This window comes from Azospirillum oryzae, from assembly GCF_008364795.1.
Taxonomy (GTDB): domain Bacteria; phylum Pseudomonadota; class Alphaproteobacteria; order Azospirillales; family Azospirillaceae; genus Azospirillum; species Azospirillum oryzae.
Genome location: NZ_VTTM01000002.1, coordinates 633,462 through 650,897 on the forward strand (window position 1 = coordinate 633,462; position 17,436 = coordinate 650,897).

Genomic DNA, 17,436 nt, shown 5'->3' on the forward strand with positions numbered 1-17,436 from the left:
GCCGGAGACGCCGCATGAGCTTCATCCGTCTCGAGCCGCGCGGGCAGGCGTCGAAGACCATGGTCTATGCCACGCCGCTGCTGGCGGTGGCGCTGACCCTGCTCAGCGGCTTCATCCTGTTCATGGCGATGGGCTTCGACCCGCTGAAGGCGCTCTATTCCTTCTTCGTCGCGCCGCTGACCTCCGTGCGTGGGCTGGGCGAGCTGGTGGTGAAGGCGACGCCGCTGGTGCTCTGCGCCGTCGGTCTCGCCATCGGCTTCCGTGCCAATGTCTGGAACATCGGTGCCGAAGGACAACTGACGCTGGGCGCCATCACCGGCGGCGGGCTGGCGCTGGCCTTCTATGGCGAGGGCGGCTGGTGGCTGCTGCCGCTGATGGTGATCGGCGGGGCGATCGGCGGGGCGGTGTGGGCGGCGGTGCCGGCCTATCTGCGGCTGCGCTTCAACGCCAGCGAGATCCTGACCAGCCTGATGCTGAATTACGTGGCTCTGCTGTTGCTGAACTATCTGGTCCATGGCCCCTTCCGCGACCCGGACGGCTTCGCCTTCCCCGAATCGCGGCTGTTCGAGGCCGATGCCACGCTGCCGATCCTGTGGGCGGGGACGCGCGTGCATCTGGGCGCGCTGTTCGCCCTGATGGCCGTGGCGGGCGGCTGGCTGCTGATCGCGCGGACCTTCATCGGCTTCCAGATCAAGGTGATCGGCCTGACCCCGGCCGCCGCCGGCTACGCCGGATTCGACCAGAAGCGCATCGTCTGGCTGACGCTGCTGCTGTCCGGCGCGCTCGCCGGCATCGCCGGCATGGGCGAGATCGCCGGTCCCATCGGCCAGATCACTGCCAGCATCTCGCCCGGTTACGGCTATACCGCCATCATCGTCGCCTTCCTGGGCCGGCTGCATCCGGTCGGCATCCTGCTGGCGGCGCTGCTGATGGCGCTGTCCTTCATCGGCGGCGAGGCGGCACAGATCGCCATGGGCCTGCCCAAGGCAATCACCGGAGTGTTCCAGGGCATGCTTCTGTTCTTCCTGCTGGCGAGCGACGTGCTGATCCGCTACCGGGTCCGCTTCGGAGCGCGGAGGGTCGCGGCATGAACGACCTCGCCCTGATCGGGCCGATCCTGGCCGCCATGTTCGCGGCCGCGACGCCGCTGCTGTTCGCTGCCCTGGGCGAGCTGGTGGTCGAGAAGTCGGGCGTCCTCAACCTCGGTGTGGAAGGGATGATGCTGGTCGGTGCCGTCTGCGGCTTCGCCGTGACGGTGCAGACCGGCAGCGCCACCGCCGGATTTCTCGTCGCCGCGCTGGCCGGTGCCGCCACCGCCTCGCTGTTCGCCGTGCTGACCCTGTTCCTGCTGGCCAATCAGGTGGCGACCGGCCTTGCGCTCACCCTGTTCGGCGTCGGCCTGTCGGCGCTGATCGGCCAGGGCTTCGTCGGCATCCCGCTGGACGGGCTGCCGAAGCTGTATATCCCCGGCCTGACCGACCTGCCGGTGGTTGGGCAGGCGCTGTTCGGCCAGGACATCATGGTCTATCTGGCGGTCGCCGCCGTGCCGCTGGTCCATCTGTTCCTCTACCGCACCCGCGCCGGTCTCGTCCTGCGCGCGGTGGGAGAGAACCACACGGCCGCCCATGCACTGGGCTACAAGGTCCTGCGCATCCGCTTCCTCGCCGTGCTGTTCGGCGGCGCCATGGCCGGGCTGGGCGGCGCCTTCCTGTCGATGGACTACACGCCGATGTGGGCGGAGAACATGACGTCGGGCCGCGGCTGGATCGCGTTGGCGCTGGTGGTCTTCGCCACCTGGAAGCCGGCCCGTGCCATGCTCGGCGCCTGGCTGTTCGGCGGCGTCACCATCCTACAGCTGCATGTCCAGGGGCTGGGCATCGACGTGCCGTCGCAGCTCTTGTCGATGCTGCCGTATCTGGCTACCGTTCTGGTTCTGGTGCTGATTTCGCGGGACGTCGCCCGCATCCGCCTGAACGCGCCGGCCTGTCTGGGAAAACTGTTTCATCCCGATGCTTGACGCGTCGTTTTGAAATCGAAACAAAGCCCATATCTAAAGACACTGAAGAACAAGGAGCGTCGACGTGAACAGAAGGACGATGGGCAAGGCGGTGCTGGGCCTGGCCGGTGCCGCGGTCGCGCTGAGCGTGGGCATGGGCGCCGGTATGGGGTCCGCCTTCGCGCAGGAGAAGCTGAAGGTCGGATTCGTCTATGTCGGCCCGGTCAGCGACCACGGCTACAGCTACCAGCACGATCAGGGCCGTCTGGCCGTGGAGAAGGCGCTGGGCGACAAGGTCACCACCACCTTCGTCGAGAATGTGCCGGAAGGCGCCGACGCGGAGCGCGTGATCGAGCAGCTGGCCGCCAGCGGCCACAAGCTGATCTTCACCACGTCCTTCGGCTTCATGAATCCGACGCTGAAGGTGGCCAAGCGCCATCCCGACGTGAAGTTCGAGCATGCCACCGGCTACAAGCGCGCCGAGAACGTCGCGACCTACTCCGGCCGCTTCTATGAGGCCCGCACCGTGGTCGGCGCCATCGCCGGCAAGATGACCAAGTCGAACATCATCGGCTATATCGGCTCCTACCCGATTCCCGAGGTGATCAGCGGCATCAACGCCTTCACCATCGCGCTGCGCGAGCAGAACCCGAAGGCCGAGGTCCGCGTGGTCTGGGTCAACAGCTGGTACGACCCCGGCAAGGAGGCCGAGGCCGCCAAGGCGCTGATCGACCAGGGTGCCGACGTGATCGTCCAGCACACCGACAGCCCGGCCCCGATCCAGACCGCTCAGGAGCGTGGGCTGTGGTCGGTCGGCCAGTCGTCGGACATGACCCGTTTCGGTCCGAAGTCGCACCTGACCGCGATCGTCGAGGACTGGAACGGCTACTATGTCGACCGCGTCAAGGCGGTGCTGGACGGCACCTGGAAGCCGATCGACACCTGGGGCGGCATCAGCACCGGCATGGTCGAGCTGGCCCCCTACAATCCGGCCATCCCGGCCGACGTCGTGAAGCTGGCCGACCAGATCAAGGCCGACATCGTGTCGGGCAAGCGCCACTCCTTCCAGGGCCCGGTCAAGGACCAGTCCGGCAAGGTCGTGATCCCGGAAGGCAAGCATGCCACCGACGAGCAGATCCTGAAGATGGACTGGTACGTCGAGGGTGTGCAGGGCAAGGTACCGAAGTAAGCACCGTGCATTACTGCGGGCCGGGGGCGACAGCCTCCGACCCGCAACGATGTGGCGATGTCGGCTGATGTGGGGAGGTGGGCGATGGACGGAAGCAGCCTCTACGACAGCGATTTCTACGCCTGGGCGAACGAACAGGCCGCCCTTCTGCGGGCCGGCAAGCTCGACTCGGCGGATATCGAACACATCGCCGAGGAGATCGAGAGCATGGGGCGCAGCGAGAAACGCGAGCTGGTCAACCGCTTGGTCGTTCTGCTGCTGCACCTGTTGAAGTGGCGCTATCAGGCGCCATTGCGTGGCAACAGCTGGCGCCTCAGCATTGAGGAGCAACGCTATCGGCTCGCCGCTCATCTGCGCGACAACCCAAGCCTCAAGTCCTCGCTTGGAGCATCTGTCGAGGATGCGTACCGGCTCGCGTTGATCGCGGCCGAACGCGAAACCGGCATTTCGCGGCAAGTCTTCCCCACGGAGTGCCCGTGGAGCTTTGACGAGATGATGGACGAGGGGTTCTGGCCGGAAGGCTGACCGGTTCCGGCCACCCCCTACAGATACTCGCCAAGCAGCCGCAGGAACGGACGGGCTTCCTGCAGGACCAGGATGGTCTGGTGGAACAGGTCATCGGGCGACGCGTGGTGTTCCAGGCGGATTTCCGAGAACAGGATGATCTTCTGCCCGCCCTGGACAATGAAGCGGACATGCGGCAGCCCCTCGATCCCGCGCAGGACAGCCAGCAGGGCGCGCCGGCGCTCCGGCGCCTGGGCGGTGTAGGGGACATGGCCGACATCGGCCCAAATCTGGCAGATCGACCCGCCGCCTTCCTCCGGCCCCTCGTGCCGGACGGCGACGTTGAAGGGCAGGCCGTCGGCCATGAAGGTCAGCTTGCAGGGGCGGGGCGGCCTGGCAATGCCCAGCACGCCTTCCGGCGTCACCTCGATCGAACCGGGATTGATCGGCAGGGCGCCGTCCGGCACTTCGGCCAGCGATTGAATGGTCTTCAGATCGGGAACGGACAAGGCGGCACGCTCGGCTTCTGGGTCGACGGAGACGACAGCATGGGCGCTGGCCGCTAAAATTCTGTAAAGGCTCGGAACGCACAGCTAGAATGGCTGTTCGCTGTGGTCTGAAAATACGAAGAAAGCAGGCGATGTCCGCCATCGATACCGTCGTCGTCCCCATCCACCGTGCCGGCTGGCCCTTCATCGCCGGATTCGCCGTGGTTTCCCTGATCCTCGGTCTCGCCGTCTGGGCGCCGCTCGGTTGGATCGGCCTGGTGCTCACCTTGTGGTGCGCCTATTTCTTCCGCGATCCCGACCGGGTGACGCCGACGCGGCCCGGCCTGCTGGTCAGTCCGGCCGACGGGCGCGTCACCATGATCGTCCAGGCCGTGCCACCGAAGGAGTTGGGCATGGGCGACAAGGCGCTGACCCGGATCAGCGTCTTCCTCAACGTCTTCAACGTCCACGTCAACCGCGTGCCGGCCGACGGCACCATCGTGGCGGCCGAATACCACAAGGGCACCTTCGTCAACGCCGCGCTGGACAAGGCGAGCGACGAGAATGAACGGATGGCCTTCCGCCACCGTCTGCCGGACGGGCGCGAGATCGCCTATGTCCAGATCGCCGGGCTGGTGGCGCGCCGCATCCTGTGGTGGGTGAAGGCCGGGCAGGAGGTGAAGGCGGGCGAGCGATTCGGCCTGATCCGCTTCGGCAGCCGCACCGACATCTATCTTCCCGACGGCGTCGCCCCGCTGGTCTGCGTCGGCCAGACCGCCATCGGCGGCGAGACGATCCTGGCCGATCTGAACGGCACCGAACCGCAACGGCAGGGGGACGTGCGGCGATGAAACGACCGCCCGTCTTCCGCCAGCAAATCTTCCGCCCGCACCGGGCCCGCCGTCCCGGCCGGCCGCATCCACGGCTGAAAGGGCTGTCGATCAACCACCTGTTGCCGAACGTCCTGACGGTGCTGGCGCTCTGCTCCGGCCTGACGGCGATCCGATTCGCCATGCAGGGGCGGTGGGAGCCGGCGGTCATCGCCATCGTCATCGCCGCGATCCTGGACGCGCTGGACGGCCGCATCGCCCGCCTGCTGAACGGCCAGAGCAAGTTCGGCGCGGAGTTGGACAGCCTGTCAGACGCCATCAGCTTCGGCGTGGCGCCGGCCTTCATGATGTATCTGTGGGGGCTGAACGGGGCGGGCAGCCTGGGCTGGATCGCCGCCATGGCCTATGCCGTGTGCTGTGCGCTGCGTCTGGCCCGCTTCAACTCGCGACTCGGTGTCGTCGACCTGCCGCCCTGGGCCTACAACTACTTCACCGGCGTGCCGGCGCCGGCCGGTGCCGGCCTCGTGCTGCTGCCGATGATCCTGGGGTTCGAGATCGGGCCGCAATATCCCGGCCACCCGGCGGTGATCGTGCCATGGACGCTGCTGATCGGCGGGTTGATGGTCAGCACCCTGCCGACCTTCTCCTTCAAGGGCGCGCGGGTTCCGGCCCAGTGGGTGGTGCCGGCGCTGGCCGGTGTCGGCCTGCTGGCGGCGATGATGGTCAGCCAGCCCTGGTGGACGCTGTCGATCGTCGGCACCGTCTATATGGTCACCCTGCCGTTCTCCATTGGCCAGTTCCGGAAGCTGCAGCGCGCCGCGGAACTGATGCGCACGGAGATCGTCGAGACCTCGGCGGAGGGCGGAGTGGATGCCGATCCCGCTACGGACATGGACAAGGCGGATGGGACCGCCACCGAACCGGAAGGGCCGGCCGGCGACAGGGAACCATCCAGGCCGGCCTGACTGGCGACTGGCCTGGATGGCGACCGGGCGATGGTTACGGGCGGCGGTTACTCCGCCGCAGCCAGCAGTGCGGCGGAGTCCGCGGTGACATCCGTCACCGTGACCCGTGCGACCATGGGGATCTGGCTTAGACAGCGGCAGATGTGATCGGTTTCCGCCTGTGGCAGGTCGCCGACCTTCATTTCGATCGCCAGGCTATCGCCGATGCAGTCGCTGCGCAGCGACAGCGGGACGTGGCCACGCTTGGCGACCAGTTCCAGGATGCGGGGCAGGGTGCCGGGATCGGCATCGGCCAGCAGGGAGAATGCGACCTGGCGGCCGGGGGCCGTGGGACGGGCGTCCGGCGCGGACATAGGAGTCGCGGCGGTGGAAACCGTGTTCAGAAGGGTGGACATGACGCGGTCAGGCCTTCAATCGGGTCTGCGGAATGGGCGTGGAAAATCCCCGGCCCTCAAAGGAGAGCCGGGCCACTAATTCGCAGAATGCCGTCGAGACGAAGCGCGTTCATGCCCACCACCCTACGGTGTTGCCGCCGGCCGGTCAACCTCGCCGGAGACGGCCCGTTTACAAAGACAGCTTGTCCAAGCCGGCGGCCACCGAGCTCTTGTTTTCGCCGGCTCGGCTGTTGCAGGGTGAGAGCGCGCCGCCGGCAACGAACTCCAGCAGGTCGTCGGGCAGTTTGGGTCGGCGACATCCCCGCCGGATCACGACCTTCGCCAGCTTCGTCGACGATCTGTACCGGATGGACCGGCCGCCGGGGTGAGCCCCTCCCGCAGCCGGCATTCCGAAAGGCCGGGCGTATCGCGTTCGGGGAGCGTCGGAGGTGCCGCATCCTCCCTTGGTGGTGGCGGACGGTCACGTTCGAGCCGGACAGGAACAATCCTCTCCGAGACCTGTTCAGGTTCCGCTTGCCCGTTATGAAAGCTCTACCGGAAGGGAGAAGGCCATGCTCGGCACAATTCTGCTCATCATCCTGATTCTGCTGCTTCTCGGTGCCGTTCCGGCCTGGCCGCACAGCCGCGGCTGGGGCTACGGTCCCAGCGGCATCCTCGGCGTGCTTCTGATCGTCCTGATCGTTCTGCTGCTGATGGGCCGGATCTGATCTCCGGCTAATCTGCCTGATGCTATCTGCCGGATGCGCGGCGGGGCCGGCGGAGTGCGAACATCAGCCATCCGACCGGTCCCAGCATCAGCACCATCACCAGCCAGCCGGCGCGCGGCCCGAAGGGGCAGCGCGACCCGGCCGGCGGGCGCCATCCGCCGCCGCGGCGCGACAGCGCCACATGCAGCAGTGGCAGCCCGTAAAGGGCGAACAGCACCAGCCAGGGAATCGCAGCCCCAGGGATCCAGGCGGAAAGATCGGCATTCATCGCCTGACGATAGCATCATTCCCAGACCCGTTGCGACCGATCGTCACGTCATAGTACGGGCGCATGCAGCCTCGGTTGCGCTCCGCACAGAGCAACGAGGTTGAAGCCGGCAGGGACTTTCGGCTAGGGTCGTCGGCGAGTTCGTCCGAAGGGCCTAGCCATGGCACTGGAAATCGAGCGGCGCTTTCTGGTCCGCAAGGATGTCGGGCATCTCTGCCGGGATGGCGTCCGAATCCTCCAGGGATACCTGCCATCCGACGGCGCCAGCACGGTCCGCGTCCGCATTGCGGAGGACCGCGCCACACTGACCATCAAATCGCTGAAACGGGGCGCTTGCCGGGACGAAGTGGAACACCCGCTGGCACTGGATTTCGCCTGCCAACTCCTGTTGCATGGCTGCGAAGGGCGGGTGATCGAAAAGACGCGCTACCGCCACCGCCAGGACGGGCTGTGCTGGGAGATCGACGTCTTCCACGGCGACAATGCCGGGCTCGTCATTGCGGAGGTCGAGTTGGATTCTCCCGACCAGATGGTGCCGCTGCCGGACTGGATCGGTGCGGAGGTCACCACCCTGCGCGCCTACGGCAACTCTGCCCTCTCCCGCGCGCCGATCCGGCGCTGGTCGGCCGCCGCGGCCTGACGATGCGGAGGTAGGTCGGGCGTGCGGCTCCGCTCCCGCACGCCGCTTCAAATAGTCAGGCTCTAAACGTCAGGCTGTCCGTACCTTGTTCAGGAAGCCCTGGACCTCGCCGCGCAGGCGGTCGGCCTGGGTGGCGAGCGTGCGGCTGGCGGTCAGGACCGCATCGGCGGCTCCGCCGGTCTTGGTGGCGGCGGTGGTCACCTCGGCGATGTTGCGCATCACCTGCTGGGTGCCTTCGGCCGCCTGCTGGACATTCTGGGCGATCTCGCGGGTTGCGCTGCCCTGCTGCTCCATCTCATGGGCGATGTCGGTAACGGTGCCGCTGATGGCGGTGACGGCTTCGGAGATGGTGCGGATGGCGTCCACCGCACTGGTGGTGGCGGTCTGCATCTCCGCGACCTGGGCGGAGATCTCCTCGGTCGCCTTGGCGGTCTGGCCGGCGAGGTTCTTCACCTCGGTCGCCACCACGGCGAAACCCTTGCCGGCTTCACCGGCGCGGGCAGCTTCGATGGTCGCGTTGAGCGCCAGCAGATTGGTCTGCTCGGCGATCTCGCCGATCAGGCCGACGACCTGACCGATCCGCTCGGCGGCGAGCGACAGACCTTCGACGATGCTGTTGGTCTGCACCGCCTTGTCGGCCGCACCGGAGGCGGTGGCCGAACTGGCGTTGAGCTGGCGGGAAATTTCGGCGATGGAAGCCGACAGTTCCTCGGCCGCCGCCGCGACCGTCTGCACGTTGGCGGTGGCCTGCTGCGAGGCCGTGGCGACCGCGGTGGACTTGGCGGTGGTCAGCGCCGCGTCCGACGACATCTCCTGCGCGTCCCGGCCCAGCGAGTTGGCCGACTCGGTCAGAGACATGACCACGCCCGACACCGCCTGTTCGAAGCCGTTGGCGAACTCGTTCATCGTGCGGCGGCGGTCGGCATCGATCTGGATGCGCATCTCCTCCCGCTCGCGTTCCATCCGCTGCATCTCCAGGGCGTTGTCCTTGAAGATGGTCATGGCGGCGGCCATGTTGCGCAGCTCGTCCTTGCGGTCGCCACCGGGAATGTCGACCGTCAGGTCTCCTTCGGCCAGCCGGCCCATGGCGCCGGTCATGGCGTGCAGCGGATGGGTGATGGCACGGTCGATGATCCAGGCCATCAGCATGCCAAGGATCAGCGCCACGGTGGCCCCCACGGCGATCACCATCCCGGCGCTGGCGCGCCCAGCTTCGCGGTCGTCGCGCTGCAGGGTGACCAGCCGGCCGACCTGGCCGCTGACCGTGGCGGACGCCTGGGCCATCGCCGCCGATGCCTCGTGCTGCTTGGCCACGGCGGACGACAGCGAGGCGAATTCCGAGTCGAAGGCCCGCGCTGCCTCGGTGATGGCGGCGATCAGCGCGCGCCCTTCCTGGTCGACCAGCACGGCGCCGGCCTGTTCGGCGAGCCCCAGGATCTCCTTCACCGCGGCGTCGGCAATGGCCTTGGCGTCGGCCGTGCCGGTCAGCAGGAAATCGCGCTGGCCCAGCATCGCGGATTGGGCGCCCTGCACCAGCCGCATCGCCAGACCGCGCAGCATCACCGCCTCGTTCACCTCGCTCTGGGCGTATTTGGAAGCCTCGCTCAGGGCCTCGGTCACCATCGCCTGATTCTGCTGCAACTCCACCGCGCGCTCCTGCACGCCGCGCGCGGCCTCGTCGAGTCCGGCGGCCACCCCCGCCTCCGTGAGCGCCGCGACGCCCTTGCCGCGCAGGGACTTGACGGTATCGTGATAGGCGCGGGCATCGCCGGCGATCCGGGCGGCGAGTTCCTCGTCATTTGTGCCGACGAGGTCCTTGGCGACGGTGTCGGTGGTCTGTACCAATTCGTCCAGCGCCGCCACGATGCGGTCGGCCAGCGCTTCGTCCGTGTTGCGGCGGAGTTCGCTCTGCTGGCGTCGAACTTCCAGAACCCGTTCGATCACACGGTTCGCGCGCTCCGCCGTGTCCATGCTGTGGCGCAGCTCGGTATCGGCGTCGCGCTTGCTGGTCATGTTCAGGTCATAGCGCTCGGACTGCTGCTTGCCGATCTTCTCGGCGATCTCGCGCAGCGCGCGGGCGCGCGTTTCCATGCTGGCGGTGCGGGCGTGCGCCTCGCCGTCCTGTGCGACGAAATTGGCGAAGGCGGCGCGGTAGCCGTCGATGCCCGACAGAACCTCGTCCAGCAGACGCCGGCCCTCACCCTCGGTCAGGGCGGCGCGGGTTTCCTGCGCTTCGGTCTGCAGGGCATCCAGCATTCCCGGAACATTGGCCGCGGCCTTGGCGTCGCGTTCGGTGACGAAGCGCGCCTCCTCCAGCCGGACCGACTTCAGCCGGGTGTCGAGGTCGGCGGTGTGGGACGCCAAATCGACCCGTTCGGCGTAGGTGCTCAGGCTGTTCCAGCCGACGAACGCCACGCCCACGGTCAGCAGCAGCACGGCGGCGAAGCCAAGCGCGATCCGGGTTCCGATCGTCATGGATTTTGGACTCCCCGATGGCATCGCCTGTACGGCGACCCTTTTCTCCCAATCATTGGGACGATTGAACCACAGCTCGGTTAACGTCCGGTTTGATTCAGGTCAGGAAACCCACTTATTTCAGAAGCGGTCGGGCATCCACGAGGGTGCGCCGCAAAATATGCGGTGCAAACGGTCGATCATCTTTTCTTCACCATGAAGCAAACCGGCTCTCCACAATGAACGAGCGCTTGCATGCCCTGTGAACAGACTGGCGAAGGCGGAGACGCCCAGGCGGATCGGGGGTTCGATGACTTGCCCCAATTCGGAGATATTGCCCCTGGATTGAGCAACCTCAAGGTGATAGTTCCCAGAGTTACCGTGGATTAAGCGATCTTTTATCTCAAAAGTGACAGACTCCAGCAGGCCGGCCGGATAGCCGCGTGCCTCCAGCGACAGTGCTATATTGAGCGGGCGGATCAGCCACTCCTCGCGCAGATCCAGCGTCACGCCGTCTCCACCCATCAGCGCCAGCGTGTCGTCCGGGCCGCCGCGCCACGTCACCCGGTCGACCTGAGCGCGGAAGCCGGCCAGCAGGGCCATGGCGGGATTCAGCGCCCGCGGCGAGGGCAGACAGGCATCCGCGACGGCAAGACGCCGCTCTTGCGGCGGTGTCACCGCAATATAGCCGTCGTCGTTGCGGAAGAGGTCGGCCGGTTCGCCATCGGGGCAGAGGGCGAGCGTCCATAGCGCCTCCGTCCGTTCCGGCAGGCCGTTCTGTTCCGCCAGCACCGGCCGCCGGAGCATCGCCAGCGGCGTGGCATCGAGCGGATCGGCGGGCAAAAGGGAGGCTGCGGTCGCCCCGGTTCGCGCGAAGGCCATCGGCGGAGCGCTCCAGCGGCAGGTGACGCCGCCGCGGCCGAAGCCGAGTCGCTGGTAAAAGGGCAGGGTGGCCGGGCAGAGGACCGAAAGCGCCGCCCCGGCATTCCGCCCCTCCATCATCAGGGCCCGCATCAGCGCACTGCCATGGCCGGCGCCGCGCAGGGCCGGGTCGACCGCCACCATGGCGATGGCCTGCACCGGAACCGGGCGTCCGCCGAACCACTGGTCCATCATCCAGTGCGCGGCGCAGGCAGCCAATACGGTGCCCGTGGCCCGTGGAACTCTCAGGACGCGGATGCTGTCGATGCCGAACAGCCCGGCATAGCGGTCGAACAGATCGCGGGACAGCCCGAATCCGAGCCGCGCAAGACGTGCGACGTCGCTCAGTTCGTCCGGAAGGGCCGGGCCGTACCCGTGATGTGGAGCGGGGAGGGAGACGGCTGGCCTCCGCTCATTCGGCGGCGGGTGGGACCGCGGCGACGCGGGTCGTGATCATCGCGGCAAGGATGCGCGACTGCTCGTCCAGGCGGCCTTCCATCCGGCTGATGCGTTCGCCCTGATTGTGGACGGTGACCTGCAGGTCTTTGAGGCGGTGGTCTATGCCGTCCAGGCGCTGGTCGCCACCATCGCCCGGTCGCGCCAGACGGTCGAGCCGCTGCTCCAACCGTTCGAATCTGCCGTCGAAGTGGGTCTTCAGATCCAGAATCGCGTTCAGAATCTCGGCATTGTTCGACATGCACGCCTCCGCAGGAATGATAACGCAACAGCGCGGGTGCCGACAAGTTGGGCGGGGAGTGCCGTCAGGTTGAAGAAGCGCCGCTCAGGCGTGTTCATTTGTCGCGCCACTCAGCTGTGCCACGGCCCAGCCGGCCGCCTCGCGCACCGCGTCGCTTGCATCCAGGCACAGAGCCTCCGCCACAGGTTTCAGCGCCGGATCGCCGCTGTTGCCGATGGCGACCAGCACGTTGCGGACGAAGCGGTCGCGGCCGATGCGCTTGATGGGAGAACCGCTGAACACCTGCCGGAAGCCGGCATCGTCCAGCTGCGCCAGATCGGCCAGCCGCGGCGCCGTCAGTTCGGCGCGCGGCAGGAAGGCTGGTTCGCTGGTCGCGCGGGCGAACTTGTTCCAGGGGCAGGCGGCCAGACAATCGTCGCAGCCATAGATGCGGTTGCCCATCAGCGGCTTGAGCTCGTCGGGGATCGGCCCCTTGTGCTCGATGGTCAGATAGCTGATGCAGCGCCGGGCGTCGATCTGGTAGGGCGCCGGAAAGGCGGCGGTCGGACAGGCCACCTGACAGCGGTCGCAGCAGCCGCAGCGGTCGCGCGCCGGCGGGTCGGGCGGCAATTCCAGCGTCGTGTAGATCTCGCCGAGGAACAGCCAGGAGCCATGGTCGCGCGACACCAGATTGGTGTGCTTGCCCTGCCAGCCCAGCCCGGCCTGCGCCGCCAGCGGCTTTTCCATCACCGGAGCGGTGTCGACAAACACCTTCACCCCGGCCTTGGTCTGGTGGGCCAGCCATTGGGCCAGCGTCTTCAGCCGCCCCTTGATCAGGTCGTGATAGTCGCGGTTGCGGGCATAGATGGAGACGATTCCGCGGTCGGGATGCTCCGCCAGCCGGCGCGGATCGTCGTGGGGGGCGTAGCTGGTGCCCAGCGCGATGACGGTGCGCGCCTCGTCCCACAGGGATTGCGGATGGCTGCGCTGGTCGCTGCGCTCGGCCATCCAGCCCATGTCGCCGTGCCGCCCCTCGGCGACGAAGCGGGCGAGACGCTCTCGCGCCTCCGGTCCCAGCGCGGCAGGGGCGAAGCCCACCGCGTCGAATCCCACCGCCAGCGCGCGGTCGCGGATGGCGTCCCGCAGCCGCGCCGGGTCGGCGGAGGCCAGTGGAGCGGGCTTAGCCGCGGCCACGGTAGGTCGGAACGTCCTGCGACGGGATCCAGACGCCCTTCGGCGGCTCTCCGGTCTGGAAGAAGACGTCGATGGGGATGCCGCCGCGCGGATACCAATAGCCGCCGATGCGCAGCCAAACCGGCGAAAGCTCGTCCACCAGCCGCTTGCCGATGCCGACCGTGCAGGCTTCGTGGAAGGCGCCGTGGTTGCGGAAGCTGGTCAGGTATAGCTTCAGCGACTTCGATTCCACCAGCCAGTCGCCGGGCACATAGTCGATGACCAGATGGGCGAAATCGGGCTGGCCGGTGATCGGGCAGAGCGAGGTGAACTCCGGCGCGGTGAAGCGCACACAATAGGGATCGCCGGGGTTCGGGTTCGGCACCCGCTCCAGCACCGCCTCTTCCGGGGTCTTGGGTTGGACGGTGGAACCGCCGAGCTGGGTCAGGCCGGCATAAATGTTCTCAGTCATCGGTCTTTTCCTCCGCCACCCGCTCTGCCTTCGGCGGATCGCTGTCTTTGCCCGCCTTCGGCGGGCGGCCTTGCTTCGGCGGCTTGCCGGGCTTGGCGATGGGGTCTACGGTCGCCTCGATGTCGCCCTCGTTCATGCGGGCTTCCATCGCGCTGGCGATCTCCTCGAAATTGCCGTCCTCGATGGCCTGCCGCATCGTCCGCATCACGTCCTGGTAGTAATGCAGGTTGTGCCAGGTCAGCAGCATCGGCCCCAGTATCTCGTCCGCCTTGAACAGATGATGCAGATAGCCCCGGCTGTAGCTGCGGCAAGTCGGGCAGTTGCAGTCCGCGTCGAGCGGACGCTCGTCATGGGCGTGGCGGGCGTTGCGGATGTTGATGGTGCCGCGGCGGACGAAGGCCTGTCCGGTGCGCCCCGAGCGGGTCGGCATCACGCAGTCGAACATGTCGACGCCGCGCCGCACCGCGCCGATCAGGTCGCTCGGCCGGCCGACGCCCATCAGGTAGCGCGGGCGGTCCTTGACCATCAGGGGTTCGGTGAAATCGAGCACCCGGAACATCGTCTCCTGCCCCTCGCCGACCGCCAGCCCGCCGATGGCGTAGCCGTCGAAGCCGATATCGCTCAGGGCTGCAACGCTTTCCGCCCGCAGTTCCGGATAGACGCTGCCCTGGACGATGCCGAACAGGCCGTAACCGGGTCGCTCGACGAAGGCGTCCTTGCTGCGGCGCGCCCAGCGCATCGACAGGCGCATGGAGGATTCCGCCTGCGCCTCGGTCGCCGGGAAGGGCGTGCACTCGTCCAGGCACATGGTGATGTTGCTGTCCAGCATGTGCTGGATCTGGATGGAGCGTTCAGGCGTCAGGTGGTGGCGGCTGCCGTCCAGGTGGGATTTGAAGGTGACGCCTTCCTCCGACATGGTGCGCAGGTCGGACAGGCTCATCACCTGGAAGCCGCCGCTGTCGGTCAGGATCGGCTTGTCCCAGTTCATGAAGCGGTGCAGGCCGCCCAGCTGCGCCACCCGTTCCGCCGTCGGACGCAGCATCAGGTGGTAGGTGTTGCCCAGCAGGATTTCCGCGCCCGTGGAGGCCACCGCGTCGGTGGTCATCGCCTTCACCGTCGCCGCGGTGCCGACCGGCATGAAGGCCGGCGTCTCGATGGTGCCGTGGGCGGTGGTGACGCGGCCGCGCCGCGCCCGCCCGTCGGTCGCCAGAAGGTCAAAGCCGATGCCGGTCATGATGGGTCCGTCCTGTGCAGCAGCGAGGCGTCGCCGTAGCTGAAGAAGCGATAGTTGCGGTCGATGGCATGCTGATAGGCCGCCCGCATGCGGTCATAGCCGGCGAAGGCGCAGACCAGCATGAACAAGGTGGATTTCGGCAAATGGAAGTTGGTCCACAGCAGATCGACGATGCGGAAACGGTAGCCGGGGGTAATGAAGATGTCGGTGTCGCCGCTGAAGGGGATCAGCGTCCCGTCCGGCCGGCCCGCCGTCTCCAGGATGCGCAGCGCCGTGGTGCCGACCGAGACGATTCGGCCACCGGCTTTGCGTGTCTCGTTCACCGCGGCGGCGGTGTCGGCTGAGATCTCGCCCCACTCGCTGTGCATCTTGTGGTCGGCGATTTCGTCGACCTTCACCGGCAGGAAGGTGCCGGCGCCGACATGCAACGTCACCGGCACCCGCCGCACCCCGCCTTCGTCCAGCGCCGCCAGCAGCTCGGGCGTGAAGTGCAGACCGGCGGTGGGGGCGGCGACGGCGCCCTCGCGCGCGGCGAAGACGGTCTGGTAATCGGCGTTGTCGCCCTCGTCCGCCTTGCGGCGGATGTAGGGGGGCAGCGGCATCCGGCCATGGCGATGCAGCGCCTCCATGAGATTCGCCCCGCCGGCGGAGAAGCGCAGCCGCACCTCCATGCCGTCCTTGGCGATCACCTCGGCGCTGAAATCCTCGGCAATGACGATGGTGTCGCCGGGTTTCAGCCGCTTGCCGGGCTTGGAGAAAGTCGCCCATTCCTGCTCGCCCAGCCGCTTGTGCAGCGTGATTTCCACCGCCACTTCGCCGCGCCGACCGTCGAGCCGGGCCGGGATGACGCGGGTGTCGTTGACGACCATCAGGTCGCCCGGCTGCAGCAGCGAGGGCAGGTCCCGCACGATGAAGTCGCGCAAGGTCGGGCCCACCTCCAGCAGGCGGGCGGCGTCACGCGGCCGGACGGGATGCTCGGCGATCCGGTCGGGCGGCAGGTCGAAGTCGAAATCGGCGGTCTTCATGGGAGGGGCAAGCTATAGACTGAACGGTGGGCGGATGGGAAGGGTCTGGGGGCAAGTCATTTGTTGGATCGCAGGCTTTTTGCCCCCACTCCCCTCACTCCGCCTGCGGCAACCCCTGCGCCGCCAGCGCCGCGCTCTGCCGCGCCGCCAGTTCGTTCACGTCGAAGTCGCGGATCAGCCCCTGGAACATCTGGTACCAGTTCAGCTCCGCCTTCAGATGCAGGAACACCGAGCCCAGCCCCACCGCGGCACGATCCATGAAGACGAACTCGCGCGGGATCTCGACGCCGCCGACGCGGCGTAGTTCGGCGTGAACCTTGCCGGCGGTCTCTCGCCCGTAATGGCCGCCGTTGGTCTCCTCGATCTTGCGCTGGCGGTCTTCCATGATCGGGGCATAGACGAAGCGCGCCCAGATGTTCAGCACGTCGACCAGCTCGTTCGACGGGTTGACGAAGCCCCAGGTGCGGTATGCCTCGACCGCCTGTTCGCGGTTCTCCGTGCGCAGCGCGTTGTAGAGGTCGATCACGCCCTTGACGAAGCTGGGCTTGAAGACGCGGATGCAGCCGAAATCAAGCAGGTTGATCGACCGGTCGGGGCGGACCGTGTAGTTGCCCAGATGCGGGTCGCCGTGGATGACCCCGTAATTGTAGAAGGGCACATACCAGGCGCGGAACATGTTCATCGCCAATTCGTCGCGGGCTTCCGGATGCTCGGCGACGAAGTCCAGGATCTTGCGGCCATGCTCCCAGCCCATGGTCAGCAGCCGCTTGCTCGACAGCTCCGGCACCACGTCCGGGACATGGACACCGGGCGTGTCGGCCAGCATCGACTGATACAGGCGGGTGTGCTTGGCCTCGCGTTCGTAATCCAGCTCCTCGCGCAGGCGGGCGCCGATCTCCTTCTGGATCTGGCGGGTGGAGATGGCGCTGTCGGTGCGCTCGAAGATCGCGAAGATCAGACCCAACTGCCGCAGGTCGGCCTCCACCGCCGAGGCCATGTCGGGATATTGCAGCTTGCACGCAAGCTCCCGCCCGTCCAGGCCGATGGCCCTGTGAACCTGCCCCAGCGACGCGGCGGCGGCGGCCGTGTGCTCGAAGTTGCGGAACCGCGACTGCCAGTTGGGACCAAGCTCGCTCGCCATCCGCCGCTTGACGAAGGGCCAGCCCATCGACGGTGCGTCGGCCTGTAGCTGCGCCAACTCCTGGGTGTATTCCTTCGGCAGGGCGTCGGGGATGGTGGACAGGATCTGCGCCACTTTCATCAGCGGCCCTTTCAGCCCGCCGAGCGCCGCCCGCAGTTCGGCCGCGTGGCGTTCCCGCTCCACGCGGATTCCCAGCACGCGCTCGCCCGCCAGCCGCGCGGCCAGCCCGCCAACGGCGGTGCCGACCCGCGCATACCGCGCGACCCGTCCGCCCCATGTGTTCTCATCGTGTTCCGGCATGCCCACAAGGTGGGTTCGCCCCTGGCAAAAGGCCAGCCCTCCCCCAGACGGAGAGTGC

At 67.4% G+C, this 17,436-nt stretch carries 19 protein-coding genes; 8 read left to right on the top strand and 11 right to left on the bottom strand.

The window, feature by feature from the left end; translation table 11 throughout:
- Positions 1 to 14: 14 nt before the first annotated feature.
- From FZ938_RS09080 to FZ938_RS09095, 4 genes are all read left to right on the top strand, one after another.
- A complete protein-coding gene (locus FZ938_RS09080) occupies positions 15 to 1,091 on the top strand; it encodes an ABC transporter permease (RefSeq protein ID WP_149198201.1) in 1,077 nt (358 codons plus the stop codon).
- On the top strand, positions 1,088 to 2,017 hold the full coding sequence (locus FZ938_RS09085; RefSeq protein WP_149198202.1) for an ABC transporter permease: 930 nt from the start codon (positions 1,088 to 1,090) through the stop codon (positions 2,015 to 2,017). The genes FZ938_RS09080 and FZ938_RS09085 overlap by 4 nt, the downstream gene beginning before the upstream one ends.
- Before the next feature lie 79 nt (positions 2,018 to 2,096).
- A complete protein-coding gene (locus tag FZ938_RS09090) occupies positions 2,097 to 3,185 on the top strand; it encodes a BMP family ABC transporter substrate-binding protein (protein ID WP_149198611.1) in 1,089 nt (362 codons plus the stop codon).
- A gap of 84 nt (positions 3,186 to 3,269) precedes the next feature.
- Positions 3,270 to 3,710, top strand: a complete 441-nt coding sequence (locus tag FZ938_RS09095; protein WP_149198203.1) for a DUF29 domain-containing protein — start codon at positions 3,270 to 3,272, stop codon at positions 3,708 to 3,710.
- A gap of 17 nt (positions 3,711 to 3,727) precedes the next feature.
- On the opposite strand, the gene FZ938_RS09100 is transcribed toward FZ938_RS09095, so the two are convergent.
- Complete coding sequence (locus FZ938_RS09100; RefSeq protein ID WP_149198204.1) at positions 3,728 to 4,198, bottom strand: hypothetical protein; 471 nt, start codon at positions 4,196 to 4,198, stop codon at positions 3,728 to 3,730.
- Between the two features lie 89 nt (positions 4,199 to 4,287).
- Here FZ938_RS09100 and FZ938_RS09105 point away from each other — a divergent pair, with 89 nt between their 5' ends.
- Together FZ938_RS09105 and FZ938_RS09110 are read left to right on the top strand one after the other, a co-directional pair.
- Positions 4,288 to 5,028, top strand: coding sequence for a phosphatidylserine decarboxylase (locus FZ938_RS09105; RefSeq protein ID WP_085089917.1), 741 nt, complete (start codon positions 4,288 to 4,290; stop codon positions 5,026 to 5,028).
- Positions 5,025 to 5,972 carry a CDP-alcohol phosphatidyltransferase family protein gene (locus FZ938_RS09110; RefSeq protein WP_246457775.1) on the top strand — a complete coding sequence of 316 codons (948 nt, stop codon included), beginning with the start codon at positions 5,025 to 5,027 and terminating at the stop codon, positions 5,970 to 5,972. The genes FZ938_RS09105 and FZ938_RS09110 overlap by 4 nt, the downstream gene beginning before the upstream one ends.
- Positions 5,973 to 6,019: 47 nt before the next feature.
- Here FZ938_RS09110 and FZ938_RS09115 read toward each other — a convergent pair whose 3' ends face one another.
- Positions 6,020 to 6,367, bottom strand: coding sequence for a hypothetical protein (locus FZ938_RS09115; RefSeq protein WP_149198205.1), 348 nt, complete (start codon positions 6,365 to 6,367; stop codon positions 6,020 to 6,022).
- A gap of 551 nt (positions 6,368 to 6,918) precedes the next feature.
- On the opposite strand from FZ938_RS09115, the gene FZ938_RS09120 reads away from it, so the two are divergent.
- Positions 6,919 to 7,074 carry a DUF3309 family protein gene (locus FZ938_RS09120; RefSeq protein ID WP_082860756.1) on the top strand — a complete coding sequence of 52 codons (156 nt, stop codon included), beginning with the start codon at positions 6,919 to 6,921 and terminating at the stop codon, positions 7,072 to 7,074.
- Between the two features lie 22 nt (positions 7,075 to 7,096).
- Here FZ938_RS09120 and FZ938_RS09125 read toward each other — a convergent pair whose 3' ends face one another.
- On the bottom strand, positions 7,097 to 7,342 hold the full coding sequence (locus FZ938_RS09125; protein ID WP_149198206.1) for a hypothetical protein: 246 nt from the start codon (positions 7,340 to 7,342) through the stop codon (positions 7,097 to 7,099).
- Between the two features lie 160 nt (positions 7,343 to 7,502).
- On the opposite strand from FZ938_RS09125, the gene FZ938_RS09130 reads away from it, so the two are divergent.
- Positions 7,503 to 7,982 carry a CYTH domain-containing protein gene (locus FZ938_RS09130; RefSeq protein WP_149198207.1) on the top strand — a complete coding sequence of 160 codons (480 nt, stop codon included), beginning with the start codon at positions 7,503 to 7,505 and terminating at the stop codon, positions 7,980 to 7,982.
- 69 nt (positions 7,983 to 8,051) lie between these two features.
- Here FZ938_RS09130 and FZ938_RS09135 read toward each other — a convergent pair whose 3' ends face one another.
- The 8 genes from FZ938_RS09135 to FZ938_RS09170 form a co-directional block, all read right to left on the bottom strand.
- Positions 8,052 to 10,457 (bottom strand): methyl-accepting chemotaxis protein, encoded by a 2,406-nt coding sequence (locus FZ938_RS09135; protein WP_149198208.1) that lies wholly within the window; start codon positions 10,455 to 10,457, stop codon positions 8,052 to 8,054.
- A gap of 120 nt (positions 10,458 to 10,577) precedes the next feature.
- Complete coding sequence (locus FZ938_RS31465; protein WP_343075093.1) at positions 10,578 to 11,705, bottom strand: GNAT family N-acetyltransferase; 1,128 nt, start codon at positions 11,703 to 11,705, stop codon at positions 10,578 to 10,580.
- A 64-nt stretch (positions 11,706 to 11,769) separates the two neighbouring features.
- Entirely contained in the window at positions 11,770 to 12,054 is a 285-nt protein-coding gene (locus tag FZ938_RS09145; RefSeq protein WP_149198209.1) for a hypothetical protein, read from the bottom strand.
- An 84-nt stretch (positions 12,055 to 12,138) separates the two neighbouring features.
- Positions 12,139 to 13,227, bottom strand: coding sequence for a tRNA epoxyqueuosine(34) reductase QueG (queG, locus tag FZ938_RS09150; RefSeq protein WP_149198210.1), 1,089 nt, complete (start codon positions 13,225 to 13,227; stop codon positions 12,139 to 12,141).
- Complete coding sequence (gene queF, locus FZ938_RS09155) at positions 13,214 to 13,678, bottom strand: preQ(1) synthase (protein WP_149198211.1); 465 nt, start codon at positions 13,676 to 13,678, stop codon at positions 13,214 to 13,216. Before queF ends, queG begins: the two co-directional genes overlap by 14 nt.
- Entirely contained in the window at positions 13,671 to 14,912 is a 1,242-nt protein-coding gene (tgt, locus tag FZ938_RS09160; protein ID WP_149198212.1) for a tRNA guanosine(34) transglycosylase Tgt, read from the bottom strand. Before tgt ends, queF begins: the two co-directional genes overlap by 8 nt.
- Positions 14,909 to 15,937 (bottom strand): tRNA preQ1(34) S-adenosylmethionine ribosyltransferase-isomerase QueA, encoded by a 1,029-nt coding sequence (queA, locus tag FZ938_RS09165; RefSeq protein ID WP_149198213.1) that lies wholly within the window; start codon positions 15,935 to 15,937, stop codon positions 14,909 to 14,911. Before queA ends, tgt begins: the two co-directional genes overlap by 4 nt.
- Positions 15,938 to 16,031: 94 nt before the next feature.
- Entirely contained in the window at positions 16,032 to 17,378 is a 1,347-nt protein-coding gene (locus FZ938_RS09170) for an ABC1 kinase family protein (RefSeq protein WP_149198214.1), read from the bottom strand.
- Positions 17,379 to 17,436: the final 58 nt, after the last annotated feature.